This is a genomic window from Psychrobacter sp. P11G3, from assembly GCF_001435845.1.
Classification (GTDB): domain Bacteria; phylum Pseudomonadota; class Gammaproteobacteria; order Pseudomonadales; family Moraxellaceae; genus Psychrobacter.
Window position 1 is genome coordinate 1,232,237 of sequence record NZ_CM003596.1, and the last position, 21,578, is coordinate 1,253,814.

Genomic DNA, 21,578 nt, shown 5'->3' on the forward strand with positions numbered 1-21,578 from the left:
TGAAAAAGGCTCGTTTTAAGAAGGCGGTTATAAAGCCTAGTTATACGAGTTATAAAGGCGACTATAAGAAGCCAAGTAAAAGTCACGCTGTCAGATGGTCAAAGCAATACTATTAATAGTCAATAACTGATAAACGATTGCCAAGTCTGAATTATTACTAAGATCTATACCAAAAACTAAATGAAGGTCACTATTGAGTTTTCAACCGAGGTGTCAACGATATGTACTCAAGCAATCTATCTGAACAAGTTAAGTCCACTATCCAAAATCGCCACGCGCTAAACTTGGACAGCTCACAAGCCATTAGAACGGCGTTTTTTATCTCAGATGGCACAGCTATTACGGCTGAGACACTTGGACGCGCTATTTTAAGTCAGTTTGCCTCAGTTCCCTTTGAGACAAGAGTATTGCCATATGTCGATAGCTTAGAGCGTGCAGAAGATGCGGTTGAACAAATCAATATGGCGTATCAGCGCGATGGATCGTTGCCATTGGTTTTCGATACGATCGTTAATCCTGAGATTCGTGAAAAGATCAACTCAGCACACAGCTGTAACTTGGATATGTATGAAGGTCTGATTGGCCGTGTTGCAGAAGAGACTGGTGTGGAGCCAGATGGTCATTCAGGGCATGCACATGATGATGTCGATTCTGAAACCTATAAAGAGCGTATCGATGCAGTTCACTTTGCTTTAGACAATGACGATGGCGCGCGTACTCGTCACTATAATGCAGCCGATATTATTTTGGTTGGTGTGTCGCGCTCTGGTAAGACGCCGACTTCTTTATACTTAGCATTACAATTCGGTATTCGAGCGGCTAACTATCCTTTAACCGAAGATGACTTGTACGACAATCAGTTGCCAAAAGCATTACGTGAGCACAAAGACAAGCTGTTTGGTTTACTCATCGATACTGATCGCTTAGTAAAAATCCGTCAAGAGCGCCGTGCAGGCAGTCGTTATTCTAGCTATCAGCAATGCCAGCAAGAGCAGCGCGCGATTCAGGGTATTTATATCACGCACGGTATCCCAAGCTTAGATGTATCAGAGATGTCTGTTGAAGAGATTGCCACGCGTATTTTGCAGATGACAGGTCTCAAACGCCGTATTGGATAATGAATGTCAGCTTAAACAGTCTCTGTTCAATCGGTATTAATAAGTGTTCAGGCAGCTTTAATAAATGCGCAAAAAACACTAATAAACATACATCATTTCATCCTAGATAATTATCATATAGAGAATATTATGATTTCAGCCTATCAATCTATAAAGCCATCGTTGTTGCTGGCAGGTTTAATCAGTGCAGCGATTTTACTGAGTGCTTGTCAAACATCACCATTTGCAAAGGATCCAGTATCTGAGCCGCGCTATATTCCAAGTATCGTATTGGGTGAAGCACAGACACTGACCGTCATGCCAAACCGTGTGGCCTGTGCCTCAGAACTGCCAATGCAGTGCCTACTTGCTAAGTCTAAAGACGGTAGCGTATTCCAGATTCCTTATGACTGGATCGACGATTTCAAACCAGCCCTTGGTACAGAGTACATCATTAGCGCCCGCCCGCAGATTGATGAAGGGCAACAGAGCGCCACTGGTCATTGGACATTGCAAAACATATTGTCACAACGTATGGTGGGCATGCCTTAGTAGGGCGGTATTCATTTATCTACATGATACTAACTCAGCTATATATTGATTCATTTATATCTCAAACATTTACTCGATAAATAAATATAAAGAGGACATCATGGTAAGTAAAAGTGCAAGCGACGAGACCAACGATACTGGTAAAGATATTCATACCGAAGTATCAAATAAATCTAGCGGACACGTGCCAAGCCCTGAACATACCGAAGGTAAGAACAAAAAAGAAAAAATAGAGCAGACCCACGAGCAAGTGACCGATGATGTCATGCATCATCCAGACCTAGTGAATCCGCTCGATGACACACGAATCGATATTAAATCTGGCTTTACCAAAGACTCTCGTCGTCTAAAAAGTGACGATCATGAGTATGAGTATGATGCCGTTGTTTTAGGGGCGGGCCCTGCCGGTGAAGCCGCTGCTATGAAGCTGACCAAGTCTGGTAAAAGAGTGGTCGTTGTCGATCCACGTGATCAAGTAGGCGGTAACTCTACTCACGTCGGTACAATTCCAAGTAAAGCACTGCGCCAATCTGTATTTAACTTGATTAATTTCCGCCGCGATCCAATGTTTACCAAGGCGATGGAATATAAGCAAGTACCACTAAATGAAGTACTGGCTAAGGCGCGTCAAGTTATCCGTCGTCAAGTCAGTACCCACACACGTTTTTATGAGCGCAACCGTATCGAAGTCATTCAAGGTTGGGCAAGTTTCATTGACGCTCACACACTACGTATTGAAGTCGATGAAAATGTTTACGAAACCATCACTTTCAATAAAGCCATCATTACTGTCGGTAGTCGTCCTTACCGTCCTGAGATTTTAGACTTTAACCATCCACGCGTTTTTGACTCTGACAAAATCTTGCAAATGGATTATGTGGTTAAAAAAATTATCATTTATGGTGCAGGGGTGATTGGTTGTGAGTACGCGTCTATCTTTACTGGTCTTGGCTACAAAGTTGATTTGATCAATAACCAAGATCAGTTGCTCAACTACTTAGACAGCGAAATCAGTGATGCCATCGCGCATGACTTTAGACAGTTCGGTGTGCTTATCCGTAGTAACGAAGAGATTGATCATCTTGAGACTCATGATGATTATGTAGTCTTGCACCTAAAGAGCGGCAAGCGCATCAAATCTGATGCCATTCTTTGGTCAAATGGTCGCTCAGGTAACACCGAAGGCTTAAACTTAGAAGCCATTGGACTAAAAGCAAACGGCCGTGGTCAGTTAAAAGTAGATGACACTTACTGTACGGACGTCGACAATATCTATGCTGCTGGTGACGTAATCGGTTGGCCATCACTAGCTTCTGCTGCCTATGACCAAGGTCGCTGTGCCGCTGCCTTTATGGTTGGTGATAGTGATGCTGAGCCAGTATCTAGTGTACCGACTGGTATTTATACGATTCCTGAAATCTCTTGTATCGGTAAGACAGAGCAAGAGCTCACGGATGAAAAAGTTCCGTATGAAGTGGGTCAGGCATTCTTTAAACATCTGGCACGTGCCCAAATCATTGGTGAACGTTCGGGCGTATTAAAAATATTGTTCCATCGTGATACGTTAGAAATTCTAGGTATCCATTGCTACGGTAACCACGCTTCAGAGATTATCCACATCGGTCAAGCAGTGATGAAGTGTAAGAGCAACAATACGCTTGAGTACTTTGTAAATACGACCTTTAACTATCCAACGATGGCAGAAGCGTATCGTGTGGCGGCATTGAATGGTTTGAACCGAGTGTTTTAAACCACCGCTATTTATATCGTATAAATAAAAAAGCGCCTACTACTATTAGCAGGCGCTTTTTTTATGCTCATAGATTTGATTAATTTGAAGATTTATAAATAGGCTTTTCTTTGCGGAATACGCTTGCGTAAAAATAGCAATAAAACAAAATAGAGCAACCATAAGCCAGCCAACGCATAAAATCCTACAGCGACTTGAGAAACACTGGCACCCATTTGGTTAAGCTGCACAGAGGTATTGATTGCAGGCGTGGTCGGTACTAGCCAACGTATGACTTGTAGTACTTGAGGCAATTGGTCTGCTGGCCAAGGATAGCCGCTTAAGAAGAATATCGGTAAGGAGATAAAAATTAATATCTGCATACTGCGCTCACGCTGCCGGAACCATAATCCGAGCACGCAGCCGAGCGTTGCGACTGTCGGACAAAATAGTGCCAAAAACAGCAGCGTACCAAGCATGTTTTGTCCACGTGGATAATGATGTAGCTCAAACGCCCACCCATAATAAAAGCAGCCAACGATAAAACTAAGTGAGCTTAGCGCTCCGATACGTCCTAGCCAGCCACGTATACTGGTACTGTGACGGCGCTGCTCATACCATGTGCCAATCAGCATCGCAGTCGCCATTAAAAGTGTCTGCTGTAAAATGATAACAGAGACAGCTGGTACGACATAAGCACCATAGCCTTCGGTTTGGTTATACAATGGCATAATCCGTAGCGGTACAGCTTGCGTGTTCTGCGCTGCGGTAGATGCATAAGCGCCTTTCGCAATGCTTTTCTTTACCTTGATACCTGCCGATACCGTACCTACTGCTTGAGAGAATCCCAATTGGACGTTTTTATTTAAAATAAAATAACCACCATTACCCAGTACACTGACGTGTGCTTGCTCTCCGGACTGAACTTGTTCTTCAAGACCAGTTGGAATCACCATATAGCCTGCAATTCGATCTGACCATATGGCTTCTTTGGCAGCCTGCTCATTGATAAATCGTTCAGTATCTAAATATGGGCTAGCACTCGCATAGCGAACGAGAGTACCCGATAAGTTGCTGTTGTCATAATCAATGATACCTACTGGCACATGGTTGACTACCTCAGATGAGTAAGGCCAAGGATAGAAAAACCCATAGATAATAGGAGCAATAATCAACATCAAAAGTACGCCTTTATCGCCAAAGACGTCTTTGAGAGTTTGAGTAAAGCTGCTCCAAAAGCTTTGTGAAGCCGGAGTGATCGTTGATTTGGTTTTTGAGTGTGTATTGTTTGATTGTGCAGACATTAGCGTGCTCCCCAACGTTCAGGATGCGCCAATGCGCGTTTGGTCAATAGGGCTGTCAGTAGCATGGCGATGATAGTGGCAAGCGCCAGACCGTAGACAATAGGCACAGAGATAGCAATAGGCGCTTGCATTTGCAATTGAGCAATGTGTAGCTTGAGGTAATGTGTCAGTGGCAATGCATTTGACCAGTATTGCGCGCTATCACTAATCGCAATATATGGAAAGGTCACACCAGCAAAGGCATAAGAAGGCGCTGAAATAAAACCAGTGGTTGACAAACCCATACGCAGTGAAAAGGAGTTCAAAGTAAAAATAGCACCAAGCCAGAATGACAGTATCATCAAACACAATAGGCCGATATATACTGCGATGATTGACCCAATGCTTATATTTTGGTTCGACGTTACAAGCCACAATATCAACGCTGACCACAAGCTATATGCCAGTATTGGCCAAAAGTATTTACCCAATAGACCAAAGACCAATACTGATAGGCTGACCGAATTGGGCATTTTTGCATTCGATGATGCTTTGTTATCGCTGCTATTTTGTTTGGTTGATAGCGAAGATGATGTTTCTGAGGCTCTGGGTAACGTTAGATTAGGCTTTCCTGTATCAATAAAACGGTACCAGCGACCGATATTCTTATCACGTAACTCGCGGCCAATCGTAGTTGCACCAATGACCATCGCCAATATATGTAATAAGGCAGGTATGACGGTCGATGCCAAAAACTGCTGATAATTGGTCGCAGCATTGAATAAGCTAATACGCTGCACACTGATAGGCGCGTAAGCCGTCATCGCTTGTGATGGTGCTACGCCTTGTTTAACCAATCGTTTGATCTCTACACCTGCGGATAATGTACTAGCGACCGCTTGGACACCTGCCTGAATAATACCGGAGTGCGTACCGTACTGTGCATTGACTTGTAGAGTCAACGGAGCAGGCTGGCTCGATAATATATTACGAGAAAAGTCCTCTGGGATAATGATAACAGCGTAAATGTCACGCTGTAAAATCGCAGCCTCTGCATCCGCTTGGGAGTAATACAGCTGTCTGACTGTCAAAGTAGGACTGGCCTCTAAGTAACGGACGGCAGTATTGGCAACAGCGCTATTGTCTTGATCGATGACTCCGATAGGCAAATCGGTAATTTGAGTCTGTGAAAATATCCACCATATTAGCAGCACCGTTGCCAGTGGTATCCATACCACCATGCTAAAGTCCCAATGGTTTTTTGCCAAAAAACGGCGCTCGTAGGCTGCACTGCGTAAAAAAGCCTCACTTAACTTAGTCAAGTGCATGGCTTACTCTTGGTTCTGATTGACAGGAGTAGGGTTGATACGTACGACTACACTCATACCTGAGCGGATACGAGCATCGGGCTTAGATGGTCGTGCCTTCACCTCAAAAGTGCGCACATCAAAACCATCATCGTTATTGGTCGGACGCCAAGTGGCAAAGTCTGATAAGGTCGATGTCGCATAGACGGTAAACTGTTTCGTATAAGACTTATCCGCTGATGACAGCGCTGGGATAGTACCGGTAAATGTCTGACCAATAGCAAATTGATTTAAGTAAGACTCAGTGACGTTAAGTACTACCCATTGGTCATTGGTATCCACCAACGTCAAAAGCGGAACCCCTTGACCGATGACTTCTCCAGCACTCACAATGACATTGTCAACGATACCAGCGATAGGACTTCTTAGGTTCGCTTCCTCTTTTGCTACTAGCGCTTCATCGAGTTTTGCATCGACCTGTGCGACTTGTGCAGTGGCCGCTGACTTATCTTCAGTACGTGCGCCTTCTAGTGCCAAATCATACTGCAAGCGGGCTGCTTCGGTTTGGTCTTGAGTAGCAAGATATTGCGCATATGCTTCATCGCGCTTTTGTCGCGCCATCAAACCTTCTTCGTAAAGGCGATTGACACGCTGATAGGTGTTTTCTGCTAAGTCAGACGCCGCTTTATTAGCTTGCCAAGCGGCTTTTGCTTGGGCGATTTCTTGCGGGCGCGCACCATTTTCTGCTTTATCTAATTGACTTTGTGCGATTTGCTTACCAGCACGTGCTTGATTAATCTTGGCATTAATCTCAGGCGAATCCATCTCAACCAGTTGCTGACCTGCCGTTACCGTATCACCCTCTGTTACCATAATCTGGGCAATACGCCCTGGTACTTTTGCAGCGATAGACGTTTGCTGCATCTGCATTTGTCCTTGCAGCGTAATAACTTCTGGCTCGCTATGCGCGTTACTTTTGTATAAGCCGTACGCAATCGTACCAAGGACAATCAGTATGAATAGTGCAAGTAATCCTTTTTTCATACGTGCAGATTTGTCAGTTTTAGAGGCGTCACGATTATAAGTAGGTGTCGGTTGCTCTGGTTTAATATCAGACACGTCTTCTACAGGATCGACTGAATTTTGTGTATCTTGAGAGGTCACTGACTCGGTTGCATCAGCTGATTTATTTGAGTCGTCTGATTCGCGTGGTAATTCTGTCATGACAATGAGATTCCTAAAGCAACAAAGTTGAAAATAAAGGGTTTATTACTAGTACACTCGAAACGCATAAGGCTTGGCGTTGTCTATAGTTTCAGCATTAAAAATAGCACCAAGGGCGACGATAAATGCTGAATAATAGAGCCATAGCATAATGACCACGGCAGCTGAAAGCGCGCCAAACTCAGCACTATAATTATTAAAATTTTGCACATAAATTGAAAAAAAAATGGACAATATAATCCATAAAACCGTTGCTAACGCAGCGCCCGGCATCAATTTTTTGAGGGCAACAGCATCACGATTTGGGGCTAGACGATAAAGACCTAAAAAGCTTAAGAATATGATACCTGTCAATATGGGCCACCTGCTCCAAAGCGCAATCGTCTTAGCTATCTGAGGGAAAGGAAAGTAGGCGGCTCCCAAAGGAATAATCGCGATAGAAGAGACTGCGATAATCAATACGACTACTGCTGCAAAGGTCAAACCAACTGCGCGAATCGTGCTTTGTACAAAACTACGCTCCTGAGTGATATGAAACGCAAGATTAATAAGAATAATTAAAGATTTGATACCTTTGGAGCCCGCATAAAGTGCGAGCAAGGACGATATAAGCAAGCTGAAAGTCAGGGCAGACGTAGTCGTAGAAACCAACTCGCTCAGACGGGAGTTGAGTACTTCATATACTGTATCAGGTATAAATTGACTCAAAAGCGCGATTTGTTCTTGCATCTCGGCAGGAGAAAACGCAAGACCATAAAGCAGTACAAACACAGCCATCACTGGAAAAATTGATAAGAATCCAAAGAAACCTACGCTTGCGCAATGCGCCCAAACGTTAGAATTATTGGCAATACGCCACGTTTCTAGTAACGTCTGTAGCCAGTTTTTTATCGATTTAGAGGTCAATTTTTTCATAAAAGCAGCTGTTCGTAATAGGGTTGGTAATAGTATTTTCGATATCGGCTTTATGGTAATACAAAGCGTTTATCAGCACGACTTATGGTTTCTCATATCACATCATTGCTCAGTATATAAAGTAGGCAATTGAATGTCAGCGGCATTGAGATAAGCATTAAAAGCAAGTGGCGTACCACAGCTTTGCATAAGGGCAGCCAGTGACTGTACATAGTCATTAGCAGCCTGTGCTTGCTCGGTGCGTGCCTTCAGCGATTGCGTTTGTGCTTGCACTACGTCAACGGTGGTATTTACACCTTCTTGTAATCCTAAGCGTCGTAGTCGTAATACTTCTGCTGCCAAATCAACATTGCTTTGCAATGCCTGATAGCGTGATTGAGCATTATTGACATCGTGCCAATTTTTTTCTACCAGTAGCAATAAATTGTCACTGACTTCAATCTCAGAGAGATCGGCCTGACGAATTTTGGCATTACTGGATGCTAATGATGCGGTTTTATCGAGTCCGCCCCATAGCTTCCAACTGGCAGATATACCAGCGACCCAGCTTGGATCTTTCTCCACCTGACCATAACCGTATAGCAATACCGTAGGCTTGTAGCCCGTATCTGATAGCGCATGTAACTGCTGAGCCTGTGCCCGCTTGGCTGCGACTTTTTGCAGTCCAGGATGGTTGTTTAGTGCCAAGTCCTGAAAGTAGCTCACATCTGGTAGAGGGCGACTAGAGACAAACAACGGTGTGGTTGGCTTGATGCGATAGTCGGTACGTAGTAGACGCTGTAGCGCAATCATAGCTAGGCGCGCGTCATTATTGGCATTGACGGATTCACTTTTGGCATCCGCAAGCGCAGACTGTGCTTCTAGTCTATCGACACGTGAGATAAAACCTTCTTCAAACAGACGCTCGGCCATATGGTCGGTCTGCTGTAATGTATCATAAGCGTCTTCTCGTAAGTAAGCGGCGATAATCGCTAACTGTGCCTTAAAATAACGCTCAATTAACGTATTATAAAGCTCATTTTTATCCAGTACACTATCAGCTATCGCTTCTTGCGTACGTGCATCCGAGGCACCAGTCAATGCGTCTGTACGTCCAGCAGTATAAATAGGCCAAACGACTCCAAGTCCTGCACCCGACGTAGAGCCTGAGCGCTTGAGGTTATAGGAGTCGGGAATACGCTCACCGACCAGCTCACCAAAGTCTGGTAGGTCTGCTGTCGGAGGGACTATGTTATCTACCCCGTTGTTTACTTCGTTGACGATACCGCTTCTGAGAGAAGATAAATCTATATCCTCATCTAAATGATAGGCACTGGCAGATACTCGAGCAAATACGAGCGGATTTTCGATGGTTCTGAGCGCGTCAGTTTGGTATTCGCTAGCAGCAATCGCTGCTTGATTGGCAGCAATTTTAGGTGATACTTGTACCAGAAGCTTCTGCGCTTGCTCTAAGCTCAAAAAGCTTGAGACGTCTAGTGCGTAGCTGTTATCGACTGCTTTATGTGTAATAGGGTCCACAAGCGTAGACAGTGCCTGCGATTTAGCCTTATTAGGGTTTGGTACTGTAAGAAAAGGCGCGACAGCTGGTTTATCATTCTCAGTTGGACTATCAGCATCTATGATTTGTGTCACAGCCACTGGTGTAACATCATCTGACGCTTCTATACTGTCAGCGTCAGTGCTCGCGTAAGTCATGACAGGCACGCTCATGACTGCAACTGTCATCATAGCAGTCGGTAGCGCTGATAAAATGAATTTCATAAGTCACATAAGCCATTAATTAGAATGTAAGGTATTATAAAATAAGGAACAGCACCGATAGGTTTCATTGCTCAGGATATAAAGTTGCTGAGCTCAGGACATATAAAGTTGCTGAACTATTATAGACTATTTGCTAGCTAGCGAAAGAATGATGCTTAAATAAATCATTCATATTCTAATATAAAAATACGTCTATATTAAAAGTGCTAACAAGCGGTCATTCGTCATAAGAGGTACACTGTAGAGCCACAATGGTGACGGGTCAATGCTCAGTATTTTGCCGTTTTCTATTGTGCGACCAGTAGCGGTATGATAGAGGATTGATTTAATTTTTAAATATCTGTTTATAAGTAACAACATAGCCAACAAGACGTTTTCAATTCAAGCAATTTATTTTTAAATAGATTTTGTGATGGTGTGTCAAAAAGTATGCTGATTAAAATTTGAACAATTTTTGAAGCCTTGAAAGCCCTATAGAATCAGAGAACTTAGCATAGATTTCGTATTGACTTTTATCGCCAGCATACTTTTTAGAACACCACCGATTTTGTTTTTAATTTTATTGTTAAAGCATTTAGGCAGTAATTAACGAATAGAAAGCGCTCAATAAGCATCAGTCAATCAATAGCAATTAATAAGTAGCAGTCAATGAATAGTCGCTAAATGGCTATCAAATAGAATAAATAACATCAGTAGAGGGTGAGTCATGGCAGGATATATTTTAGCGTTGGATCAAGGGACCACATCGAGTCGAGCGATATTGTACGATGATCATGCGCGTCCTATCAAAATGGTACAACAGCCAACGACGCTGCAAACACCAAGAGCTGGATTCGTTGAACAAGATGCACAGCAGATCTGGCAAACTCAGATTAGCTGTGCACATGATGTTATTAATCGGGCAGGGTTGCTTGCCACTGACGTTACCAGTATCGCGATTACCAATCAGCGTGAGTCGATTGTGATGTGGGATAAGCAAACTGGCAAGCCACTGGCTCCTGCCATCATTTGGCAAGACAGGCGTACCGCAAATTACTGTAAGACGCTTGCTGCTGAAAGCGCTACCAATAGCATGAATGACCCTGTGCATCAGAGCATTGATAGCGTCAATATGGCACATGAAGTACAGCGTATTACAGGTCTGCGTTTAGATCCGTATTTTAGTGCCAGTAAGATTGCTTGGTTACTCGAAAACAACTCGAAGCTGAGTGTACGAGCCAGCAGAGGTGAGATAGCGGTCGGCACGATTGATAGTTGGCTGATTTATAAGCTCACAGGCGGTGAACATGTCATTGATGTGACCAATGCTTCTCGTACATTGTTATTCGATATCCATAAGCTGGCATGGTCAGAGACACTTTGTGACCGTTTTGCTATACCTATGCATATATTGCCTAAAGTACTACCGTCCGACGGCGATTTTGGCAAAACCAAAAAAGGCCTGTTTGCAAAGCAAATACCCATTCAAGCAGTATTGGGTGATCAGCAAGCAGCGCTCTTTGGACAAGGTTGTCTTGATGCAGGCATGGCCAAAAACACTTATGGTACAGGCTGCTTTATGCTAATGAATATTGGCCAACAGCCAAAATTGAGTGAGCATAAGCTGCTAACCACCATCGCATGGCAACGTAAAACGTCACCAATTCGTCCGGACAATTTATCATTTGACCAAATCGTACAGTCAGGCAAACGCATGCTACAACCGCCCAAAAAGGAAGTCACTTATGCCCTAGAGGGCAGTGTCTTTATGGCAGGGGCTATCGTTCAATGGCTGCGTGATAATTTGGGTATGATTCAGCAGAGTAGTGACGTCGAAGACTTAGCCCGTCAAGTAAACAGTAGCGAAGATGTCGTTCTATTACCTGCTTTTACTGGATTGGGCGCGCCTTACTGGCGTTCGGATATTAGCGCTAGCATCACTGGTATGAGCCGTGGCACTACTAAGGCACATATTGCACGCGCTGCATTGGAGGCCGTTGCTTATCAAACCTATGATGTGCTTATCGCTATGCAAAAGGACAGCCCTCATCCTTTGACTGAGCTGAGAGTAGATGGCGGCGCTGCAAATAACGATTTACTCATGCAGTTCCAAGCAGATTTGTTAGGTGTTCCAGTATTACGTCCTAGAGATACAGAGATTACGGCAAAGGGCGCAGCACTCCTCGCAGGACTGAAAACTGGGCTATATGACGAATCGACCATGAAAGCTTCATGGCAGGTAGATCGCGTGTTTGAACCAAGTATGTCGACTGATACTCGTGAGCGACATCTTGTTAAATGGCAACAGGCTATCAAAAGGTCCCTGATGCCGTTATAAGATTGATTTACTTAGTAAATTTATTGTGATCGTACATTTATAATTACTCAAAGTATGAGGCTGCCGTACACAAGTGTGATAAAGATACAGGCTGTAACGCAAGATAATCGCAATACGGACACAGTTTACAAAATCTGCCTATCTGTCTTTACCTATAAATTTTTATACTTCAATTGGATTTAGTAAGACCGCTAGTTTTTAGCAGATAAATAATTCAATAAATAATAAATAATAAATAATTTAAGGACAATACTATGAGTAACCATGATGCTATCGATCGCAGTGAAGTAAAACATATGTCAAAAGAGACAAAAGAAGATTTAAACGCAGACATCATTACCGGTGAGCCAGGCTCGCATCCAGTAGGTACAGGTATCGGCGGTGTAGGCGGCGCAGCAGCAGGTGCAGCTATCGGCACAATGGCAGGCCCATTAGGTACGCTAATTGGTGGTGCTATTGGTGCTATCGTTGGTGGCGGTGCAGGTCACGCAGCAGCAGAAGCCATTGACCCAACTCACGAAGAAGCGTACTGGCGTGCAGAGTATGCAAACGCCGATTACCATAGAGAAGAATACGATTTCGACCGTGATTTGCATCCAGCATATGCAGTTGGTTATGCGAACCGTGCTCGTTATCCAGTAGATGCTCGTTTTGAAGATCATGAAGCAGATTTAGAGCGTTCATGGCACGAAGTAAAAGGTGAGTCTCGTATGGAATGGAACGAAGCGCGTCAAGCATCACGTGATGCATGGAACCGCGTATCATAAGAGAGTTTAAGTAACTAATAAGACGTTTAGGCAAACGGCTCGGCAATCAATGCATTTAGTAATTAGCTAATGTCAGAGATTGCTATACCATTACTTAAAATAGATTAATTGTATGCCTAATTCTATTAGTAAATCTATTTATTAATATTTATGCTATTTTAAAACTTCCAAGGTTTAACTTTGGGAGTTTTTTTAGGCATAAAATTTGCAGCGTATACACATACGTGAATATTATGTACTATAATAATGAGAGCGATGGGGAATATATGAGTAATAACACTGAAGGCAATAAACAGTTTTATATCGCAACGGCAAACTTGCTGAACTTTGCGAACCCTAATCGAACTTATTATGAAAATGCGCCAGCTTATAACGATAAAACCTATGAACATAAGCTGCGAGGTCTTACAGATTTATTGGCTAAAGCGCATGCTGACATTATCGCAGTACAAGAGGTTTGGGATAGTGATGCATTAGAGGCGCTGGCTGTTTCACTAGGTTTCAAGCCCGAACATGCGGTCATTCCACTTGCCAGTAACGATAGCGCGAGTATATACACCAAAGGCATGGGTGCACAGAATACACCTGCTGTCGGTATTATCAGCCGATTTGAGCAGTTAGAAACCAGTTTGCTAAAAGGTATAGCACCAAAAGCCATTATTGATGTACCTGATATTGGTCCTTATCAACGCTTCAACCGTCCTCCATTAGTATTACGTGTTGACGCGTACGGGCAGCCCATTACAATTATTACAGCGCACCTAAAAAGCAAACGTGCTTTTTTCTTACGTGACGAAAATGGTGACCTATTAGAAGACATGGACGATCCGAATATTCGAGTTCGCGCCAAGCTTCGTAGTTTATGTATGCGCGCGGCAGAAGCGGCCTCTATCCGTATGTCTATTATAGAGCGATTGCAACATACCCGTGAACCATTGATTCTATTGGGCGATATGAATGATGTCACAGGTAGCGTGACTACTCAGTTGATGACAGAAACTGGGGAGGTTAATTATGATAAAAGTATGCGTGATGTCGCACTTTTTGATGCTGCTCGTATTCAAGCACGATATGGCTGGATGAAGGATGTTGCCTATACCCATATATATCAAGGCATGCCAGAAGTTATCGACCAGTTATTTGTCTCAGAAGAGTTTTTGTCTGATAGTAAGTTTTCGCTCGGTTATGTTGAACGGGTCGATTATTTTAATGATCATTTGAAGTGGGACTATGCCGATAGAGTCACTGATCATGGTATTATAAGGGCGAAAATAAAACTCAATGATTAACTTTATAAAATTAGACGGTTAGCTCTATTAAATTGCTGATCGTAGTATTATTTTTCAACCTATTCATGTCCCTTGCTTGATAATGTGCAAGCGTTTATGATGCCTCTGCATTGAATATAGTAGTGACCATATAGGCTTTATATTTTAGCCAACAGGCAACTATCCTTGATTTGAGGATAATTACTATTCGATGAAGATTATATTTATAAAATAGGGCGTAACATTAAGAGATTTACAATGAGTGATAACAAAGACGAAAAGATCGAAGATGTGTTGGTAGATTCGGAATTGGCAAAGAAGCTTGTACCTAATAAGTTTAAGTTTACTAGCCAGCAAGGTCGTGCACGTCGTCAAAAACTATTGGCTGGTGCCAAAAAGTTGAGCGAAACACATGCTATTAACGATATTACGTTAGCGGCTGTGTGTGAAGAAGCGGGCATACCAAGAGCTTCTGCTTACCATTTCTTCCCTAATATTGAAGCAATATTTTTAGCATTGCGTTTTTTGAATGCGATTGAAATATTAGAGATGGTAGAGACGGTTGATATTGGCAACTATGACAGATGGCAAGGGTATTTAACGGCGCTTATCGATCGTTGTATTACGATATTCCATAATGATGAGACCAAAGCCAAGCTTATCTATGACACCAATACACCCGATTTTGAAGGTGACAGTTTTGGTGAAGATATGGATCATCAAATTGTTGATCTGGTCTATAAGCGTTTGTCAGAGCGTTATGAGATGCCAAACTTCCATGATATCCAAGATACCTTGTTGATTGCTTATAGCATCGTAAATGCTATCTTTACGTTGTCTTATCGCCGTCATCAGAGTATTACTGAAGAGTATATCCAAGAAGCAAATACAGCATTTATTGCTTATTTACGTTGTTACCTACCAGAAAAGTTGCCACGTAAAAACCGATAATTGAGCTTACTTTAAACATAAAAAAGCCGACAAATATGTCGGCTTTTTCGCGTCTAATTTTTAGTATAAGATTTGAAGTAATAGAAAGTCATATTCTTAATAAAACAGCAATTATTCTAACGGTTAGATGTCAAATCTTGTCCACGGCAAGTATCATCGCTCGCGTCTAAAGGCGAGTACTGCTTATGATAACTGACTATTGACTTCTCTAGCGCTACATTGGTCTGTGAGTTATTAGTATTGACGTAAGCTTCGCGAGCTTGTTCAAGCCAGCGATCAGCCATGCGAAAATGCATACCAGATTCGCGCCAGCCTCGTGCGCATTGATTGGTCGCAGCCCAAATCAAAGCCACTTCACTAAATGCTATCTCACGTGGTGCTGACGCTATGCCATCACCGTCTTTAAGCGCGCTTAAAGTTGCCCATAGATCAGGACGCATCAAGGCAGAGGTAGACGGAATATCTTGATGCAGGCCCAAGTCTTGTACCGTGTCATTATCTAGCGCTTGCAATATAGGCTCTGCCATTTCTAACGCAACTTGACCTGCGGATGAGCGGCTATTCATACTGTCTTGATGAATGGCATAGTTCAACCACGCTTGCGCTTTATAAGCGAAATACTGTTGAGCTGCTGTCTTGCCTTTTTGCTGATAAGGTTTTAATTGCGTGACCATACAATTTAATAGGCGTTGTTGTTCGCTTTGATATCTATAAGAGCGTGCTTGAGTCTGACTATCATCACGGCAGTATTTAGCCATGCTAGTTGAGTTAGCCACTTGGATAGTCTCACTCTTAGCTAAAGCTGGCTGCATAAAGGTTAACGAGAATAAAGCTGATAGTGTAACGTATACTGAGCGCTTGAAAGGTGCTGCTTTGATGGCTGAATCAAACATGGTGTAAACCTTATGTTAAGGTAATAAACGTTGGTATTATTTACCATTACTAGGGCTGACCTAATTGTTTATTGAATGACAAAATAATTTGTCATAAGACAATCATGATACTGTCATAAGGTTGTACTTACGACAGTATCATTAGTATCAAACAATTAAAATGCAGAGTTGCTGCTCAGACGTTGGTTCTTACGTGGGTCTTCACGTTCAAATAAGTCTTCATCGAACTTAAAGCGCAATCTAAAGTAAGCACCTTGCTGAGTACTGTCGTCATAAGCAATATCTTCATCTTCAAAGCCCATGAAGTTATAACCAAGTGATAACCAAAGGTTGGTCATTGGGCTATAACCCACTTCTGCACCAAGCATATAAGCCAAGTCATTTGCCTGATCATTCCAGTAAGTACCTGCTTGTAATCCAATATCCCAGCGCTCACTGATGTCATAAAGACCGCGGCCATAAACAGCGTGAGCCGTGTTATCGCTGGTTAAGCTGTCTGCTTCGTATTCTGTATACTTACCAGCATAACGTCCAGACAAGGTTAGCGGACGCGTAGGATGGTAATTACCATTCCATGACCAAATCATGGTGTCTTTTTGATAAGCGTCATCGCCAGTATTATTATCATCCAAACGATATTCGAATTTTGCAAGCATATCTAACTGATTGCTATCGTAGTCACGATACGCAGCACCTAGCTGAAAACGATTGATAGTGCGATCGCCATCACTATAGTCAGTGCGTGAATAGATATCTTTGGCTAAAAAGGTAATCTCATCAGTATAGCGATAGGCGATACCAGCACTACCAAGTAGCGTATCACTTGTTTCACCCCAACGTTTTTCAAAACGTCCTGATGCTTTATAATTCTCTTTGGCAAGATATTCAACACCGATACCTGCTGCTGTCGCAGTGTTACTTTCTTCACCTTCCAGAGACTCGACACGCTCAAATAAAGTGTTTAAGGTTAGCCCTTCTTGAATATACCACTTGTTTTTTAGACCGATGGCTGCTTCTGCCTCACGTGCACTAATGGCATCGCGCATGCGGTATTCGCTATAAACCTTACCATCTTTCATGTAAGTCGCGTCAAAGCCAACAGTGGTACGTTGACGCTCATCTGTATCATCCAGACCATAAGTACCAGATAGGCTGTTGATCAAATCATGACGAGCGTATAGACGACCTAAGTCCCCAAGTGCTGTCTCACCACCGATAGAAGTTGCATTACGTGAGCTGTTTTCGATATCTTGCTCATACTCTGCAAATACCAAGCTGTTATTTAACTTAGGTAGACGAGAGGTAATACGAGCACGAACAGTCGTACCTTCAATGTCTTCTTCAGCGTTACTAACGCTGCTCAACGCTGACTGATTGATGATGTCATCATTAAACAAAGTGTCATCTGTAATATCTACAACGTCTGTCGCGGCTTGAGTATTACGTGAGGCAGCAGTTGCGTCTTGTTTGTAATAACGAACCCCAATTTCACCAACGATGTTTTCACTTAAACGATGCTCAACGCTTGCTTGCACACCTTCGCGGCTAGCGTCAGTAGTATGCTCTTCTGTGCGTATGCCTTCTAACTTAAGAGCAGTCTGCTTATCATTTAGAGTATGAGTAACCTCTACACCAGACTCAGTACGTCCAGCCGTAAGCGGTGATGCACCAGTGACAAAACCTTCGTCAGCATCATTATAATAAGCTTTAGCTCGTGTATTTTTCTTATTATCAAAATCAAGCTCAATACGTAGTGCGTTACCTTCAACATCACTATCAGTCAATTCTGTCGCGTTGATTTGATTACTTGACTGAAAATTTGGGTTCTCAGCTTTGTTCATCGCATATTCTGCGACCAGCTTTAGCTTATCATTGAATTTAACAACACTATTAACACTAGCCAACTCTTCTTTATTCAATGGGTCATCGCTATTCACATAGCTACCACCGATGGCGACTTTATCCGTTAGTTGCTGCTTCGCTGCAATACCACCGACGAAGTAATCTTCACCGCCTTCATCAACTTCTACAGTGACACGGATATAGATAGGGTTGCCTTCGATATCTTGACTAGCAATCGGTGCAGTTAAGAATAAGCTGCGGCTGATGGGGTCAATCTCATAATCAGCAAAGCGAGTAAGCGTCTCACGATTGATAATAAGCCCAGGGTTGTTGGCGTCACGAGTAATAACTTCAACCGTTTCAGAGTTTTCTAATACCGCATCGAAGTTCTCAGCCAATGGATATGGGCCTGAAATGCCTAAACCTCGAGTCTCATTTACCCGTTGGCTAGTACTGGTCTCTGCTAAAAAGGCAGTAACACGAGTATTGCTATCTTCAAATTGAGTCTTTAGGCCAGTTAATGTACGGTTGTATTGACCAAGCTTGATACCTTCATCGTTATCAATTTGCGTTTTCAAATCACCATACATAGCGAACGAGCGACCTTTATCAAGGCGCACGTAAAGCTTGCTAGTAGATTGTGCATCGAAGCCTTTAGCTGATGAGTCACCATAGACAGGATAATATTCGCCAGGCTCGATATCACGGAACAAACGCTCGCCTTTTTTATCACTATCATATGCAAGCGTTAGCAGATAGTCGCCACGTACTTTTCCTTTGAGGAACATCGCGGCACGACCAGAAGCTGTGTAATCATCATTACCAGCAAAGTCATTTAGCTCTTGCTCAAATGCACCTTGAGCATCGGTAATGCTGCTACCATCAAAGTCTTTTAGTGAAATAGCACCTTCTACAATACCAACAGCAAGTAGTGGACGTAGTTGAGCGGTGAACTGTAACGGAATGATTTGTTTGCTACTACCAGTGTCAATTACTAGCTCGCCCTTACCTGGTACGCTAGGTGCAGTTACGGGTATTAATAGTTCACCACCAGATACGATTACTTGAGTGCCTGCTTTATCTTGACTGCTATCTTTTAGATTGACTCGACCGATATTTGTATCGATAGTAATCGGAGTTGATGCAATATATGGACGACCATCACGATCTTTTAGGCTGATGACGATTTGGTACTCACTAATACCATCAGCTGGAACTAACTGTGCTTGAGTACGGTAGTCGATAGTTTGTAGGCTATCAGGAGTTAATACCTTGATCGTCTGCTCAGAGATGACCTGTCCATTTATATCAGTCGCAACACCGCGTAAAGTGTTCTTGCCGCGCTGTAAATCAACAGCATAGTAATCGAAAGCCGTTACATTCTGTTTTTCTTGCTCAGCAGTTTTACCTATTTTTTGTTCTGATACTGGCTTGCCATTGGCATACAAGGTGAAAGTTGAGCCTAGTGGTGCCTGAACCTGTACCATTTGTTTATAAGTGCTAAGCTGCTGACCTTCGTTTAGGTTGATGAAGGCAACATCATTACTCGCCACTTCTTTTAAGTATTCTTCAAGCTCTTTTTCTACTGGCGGAGCAACAGTTGTTACTGTCATATCAACACGGCTATCTGCTGGATTGACCATGTCATTAACGATAGCCGAATCACAGCTATTACCAAGGTCTAAGTCACCATTGATGTTACAACCACTAGCCTCTACATTATCGGTAGTATCGGTATCATAGTCAGGATCTAAAGTCAGCTCGGTTTTTACCGCTTGCTCTAACGTGTCATTTTTAGATTCTACTAATTTGCTACGAGCAATTAATTCAGCGTTTAAGCGCTCAGTGCTATCTGCCATGCCACCAACGATTGCAAAATCCGCACGATGTAATTCGCCGTATTTCAAATCAACAAAACGACTACCGGCATCACCAGCATTGCGATTGCTTTGGGTAACCAGCTCAGTTTCTCTAGGAATAGTAGTACGATCGACCTTTAGTACGTGTGTTTTGGCACTGATACCATAGAAATTATATTTACCTTCAGGATCAGTCACGATGAAGTTGCCGTTCTCCATATAGATACGTACACCAGCGACACCAAGTTCGCCGTCTTCTTTTTGCTGAATGCCGTCGCGGTTGACATCGTGATAGACCTTACCGACGATAATACCATCAGTATTCATCACGCCGCGCTCTACATCAATCTTCCACTGCGCTTCTCTTGAGCCGACGCTTTGACCTTGATCATTTCTAGCAACTGCGGTGGCGCGGTTAATACCATCGCCGCCTAGCGATGACGCACCGATGAGCACACGATAAGTAACTTTTTTACTTTCGTTAACTGCCATGTTTCCTAGGCTCAATACCTGGTATTTACCATCAGCTTTAAACTCGGTAGTCTGTGCTTGATTGATATCAGTATTAGTCGTTGGACTAACACGCACACTATTCTCAACGTAGTCAAAGCCACGCGGTAAGGCATCTTTTAGTTGTACATCATAAGCAGTAGATTTGCCGTTATTGGTAATATCGATGGTATAGCTGACATAATCACCAAGCTCTGCAGTTTTGACATCGCTTTCTTTAGTGACGACTAGGCTTGCATTATTATCGATGATGTTTACTTGAGAGCTCAGATTATCGACACGTACAGTAAGATCGCTACCATTTGGTAGCTGATCAGCACCTGTGCCAACAGAAGGATCGATACAAGCTGTGAAATCAGCAGTCAACGTATCGTCGACCAATGTCTGAATCAGTTTATCGTCAATAGCATTGGCATTATTCTGTGTTGGTGCAGATAAGTGATACTTACCTGTGTTGTTTCCAGTCTCGATGCCTTTCAAAGAGTAAGTATCACCAGTCATCGGCGACTTAACAGTAATCCATACTTGATCAGGTTTATCAGATTGCACGTTACACTGCGCGTAACTGGCATCAATATAAACGTTGTCACCGATTTGCGAGTCGACTTTGGTGCCATCAAATTGAGGAGTTGTAAATTTGATTTCAGGCTCGATGATAAGCAGTCTGTCAATTGCTTCAACAGCTGCTATTGATGGATCTTCTAATATGATAGCGCCAATCTTTACGTCGGCAGTATCGCCATCTTCACCATTGGCATCTGATAGTGCCTGTACGATAAGCTGAATACTCTCACTCTGACCAAGTTTGATCTGAGCGCTCAGGTTATCGAGCATGATTTGTCGATCTTCTGAATCCACTTCTCCATTATTATTAAGATCTTGATAGACCTTTAAATTAGAGACAGTTGGCGATATAGCAAGTGTCAGCTCGACAGTCTGATCACTATAGCTGGTGTTACTTAGTACGTTGACCCAACTTACCTGTGTATTAGGCATGACTGTGCGTAAAGCATGTTGAGTCAAACTGATACCATATTCAGGTAAATTTGAAGCTTTTACTTGTACTTGGTTTGAGTCAGTACTGATAGTCGTACTGGTCTCACTGTCAACATTATAGCTGGCCTGAGCAGTATTATTGATCAGCTGGACCAATGAATCAGTTGCAGCAGATGCGGTATTTGATTGCATAAGCAACATTGCAAATGACAGCGCTGAAATCTTCGCTGTACACAATGTGATGCTTTTAGACGTATTGATTACAGTAGATGTCATAATAGGTCGCTTATCCAATAAAACACAAAGG

Annotated in this window: 14 protein-coding genes; 7 read left to right on the forward strand and 7 right to left on the reverse strand. The window is 42.9% G+C overall.

Annotated elements, in window-relative coordinates; translation table 11 throughout:
* Nucleotides 1-221 precede the first annotated feature (221 nt).
* The 3 genes from AK824_RS05120 (at nt 222) to sthA (ending at nt 3,399) form a co-directional block, all read left to right on the forward strand.
* Complete coding sequence (locus AK824_RS05120; protein WP_057759387.1) at nt 222-1,118, forward strand: posphoenolpyruvate synthetase regulatory kinase/phosphorylase PpsR; 897 nt, start codon at nt 222-224, stop codon at nt 1,116-1,118.
* Nucleotides 1,119-1,247: 129 nt separating this feature from the next.
* Nucleotides 1,248-1,649: a DUF4377 domain-containing protein gene (locus tag AK824_RS05125; RefSeq protein ID WP_057759388.1), complete on the forward strand. Its 402-nt coding sequence runs from the start codon at nt 1,248-1,250 to the stop codon at nt 1,647-1,649.
* 100 nt (nt 1,650-1,749) lie between these two features.
* Nucleotides 1,750-3,399, forward strand: a complete 1,650-nt coding sequence (gene sthA / locus AK824_RS05130) for a Si-specific NAD(P)(+) transhydrogenase (protein ID WP_057759390.1) — start codon at nt 1,750-1,752, stop codon at nt 3,397-3,399.
* 92 nt (nt 3,400-3,491) lie between these two features.
* On the opposite strand, the gene AK824_RS05135 is transcribed toward sthA, so the two are convergent.
* From AK824_RS05135 to AK824_RS05155, 5 genes are all read right to left on the reverse strand, one after another.
* Nucleotides 3,492-4,682, reverse strand: coding sequence for an ABC transporter permease (locus AK824_RS05135; protein ID WP_057759392.1), 1,191 nt, complete (start codon nt 4,680-4,682; stop codon nt 3,492-3,494).
* Nucleotides 4,682-5,989, reverse strand: coding sequence for an ABC transporter permease (locus AK824_RS05140; protein WP_057759394.1), 1,308 nt, complete (start codon nt 5,987-5,989; stop codon nt 4,682-4,684). The genes AK824_RS05135 and AK824_RS05140 overlap by 1 nt, the downstream gene beginning before the upstream one ends.
* A 3-nt stretch (nt 5,990-5,992) precedes the next feature.
* Complete coding sequence (locus tag AK824_RS05145; protein ID WP_082624575.1) at nt 5,993-7,192, reverse strand: HlyD family secretion protein; 1,200 nt, start codon at nt 7,190-7,192, stop codon at nt 5,993-5,995.
* Between the two features lie 48 nt (nt 7,193-7,240).
* Nucleotides 7,241-8,107: a YihY/virulence factor BrkB family protein gene (locus tag AK824_RS05150; RefSeq protein ID WP_057759396.1), complete on the reverse strand. Its 867-nt coding sequence runs from the start codon at nt 8,105-8,107 to the stop codon at nt 7,241-7,243.
* Between the two features lie 102 nt (nt 8,108-8,209).
* Entirely contained in the window at nt 8,210-9,868 is a 1,659-nt protein-coding gene (locus AK824_RS05155) for a TolC family protein (RefSeq protein WP_057759397.1), read from the reverse strand.
* A gap of 706 nt (nt 9,869-10,574) precedes the next feature.
* Between AK824_RS05155 and glpK the strand changes: the two genes are divergently transcribed.
* From glpK to AK824_RS05175, 4 genes are all read left to right on the forward strand, one after another.
* Nucleotides 10,575-12,185 carry a glycerol kinase GlpK gene (gene glpK, locus AK824_RS05160; protein ID WP_057759399.1) on the forward strand — a complete coding sequence of 537 codons (1,611 nt, stop codon included), beginning with the start codon at nt 10,575-10,577 and terminating at the stop codon, nt 12,183-12,185.
* 254 nt (nt 12,186-12,439) lie between these two features.
* Entirely contained in the window at nt 12,440-12,952 is a 513-nt protein-coding gene (locus tag AK824_RS05165) for a hypothetical protein (RefSeq protein ID WP_057759401.1), read from the forward strand.
* 266 nt (nt 12,953-13,218) lie between these two features.
* Complete coding sequence (locus tag AK824_RS05170; RefSeq protein ID WP_057759403.1) at nt 13,219-14,241, forward strand: endonuclease/exonuclease/phosphatase family protein; 1,023 nt, start codon at nt 13,219-13,221, stop codon at nt 14,239-14,241.
* Nucleotides 14,242-14,478: 237 nt separating this feature from the next.
* Nucleotides 14,479-15,171: a TetR/AcrR family transcriptional regulator gene (locus tag AK824_RS05175; RefSeq protein WP_057759404.1), complete on the forward strand. Its 693-nt coding sequence runs from the start codon at nt 14,479-14,481 to the stop codon at nt 15,169-15,171.
* A gap of 116 nt (nt 15,172-15,287) precedes the next feature.
* Here the strand turns inward: AK824_RS05175 and AK824_RS05180 are convergent, their stop codons facing one another.
* On the reverse strand, nt 15,288-16,064 hold the full coding sequence (locus tag AK824_RS05180; protein WP_057759406.1) for a hypothetical protein: 777 nt from the start codon (nt 16,062-16,064) through the stop codon (nt 15,288-15,290).
* Between the two features lie 155 nt (nt 16,065-16,219).
* Nucleotides 16,220-21,547 carry an SdrD B-like domain-containing protein gene (locus tag AK824_RS05185; RefSeq protein WP_057759408.1) on the reverse strand — a complete coding sequence of 1,776 codons (5,328 nt, stop codon included), beginning with the start codon at nt 21,545-21,547 and terminating at the stop codon, nt 16,220-16,222.
* Between the last annotated feature and the right edge of the window lie 31 nt (nt 21,548-21,578).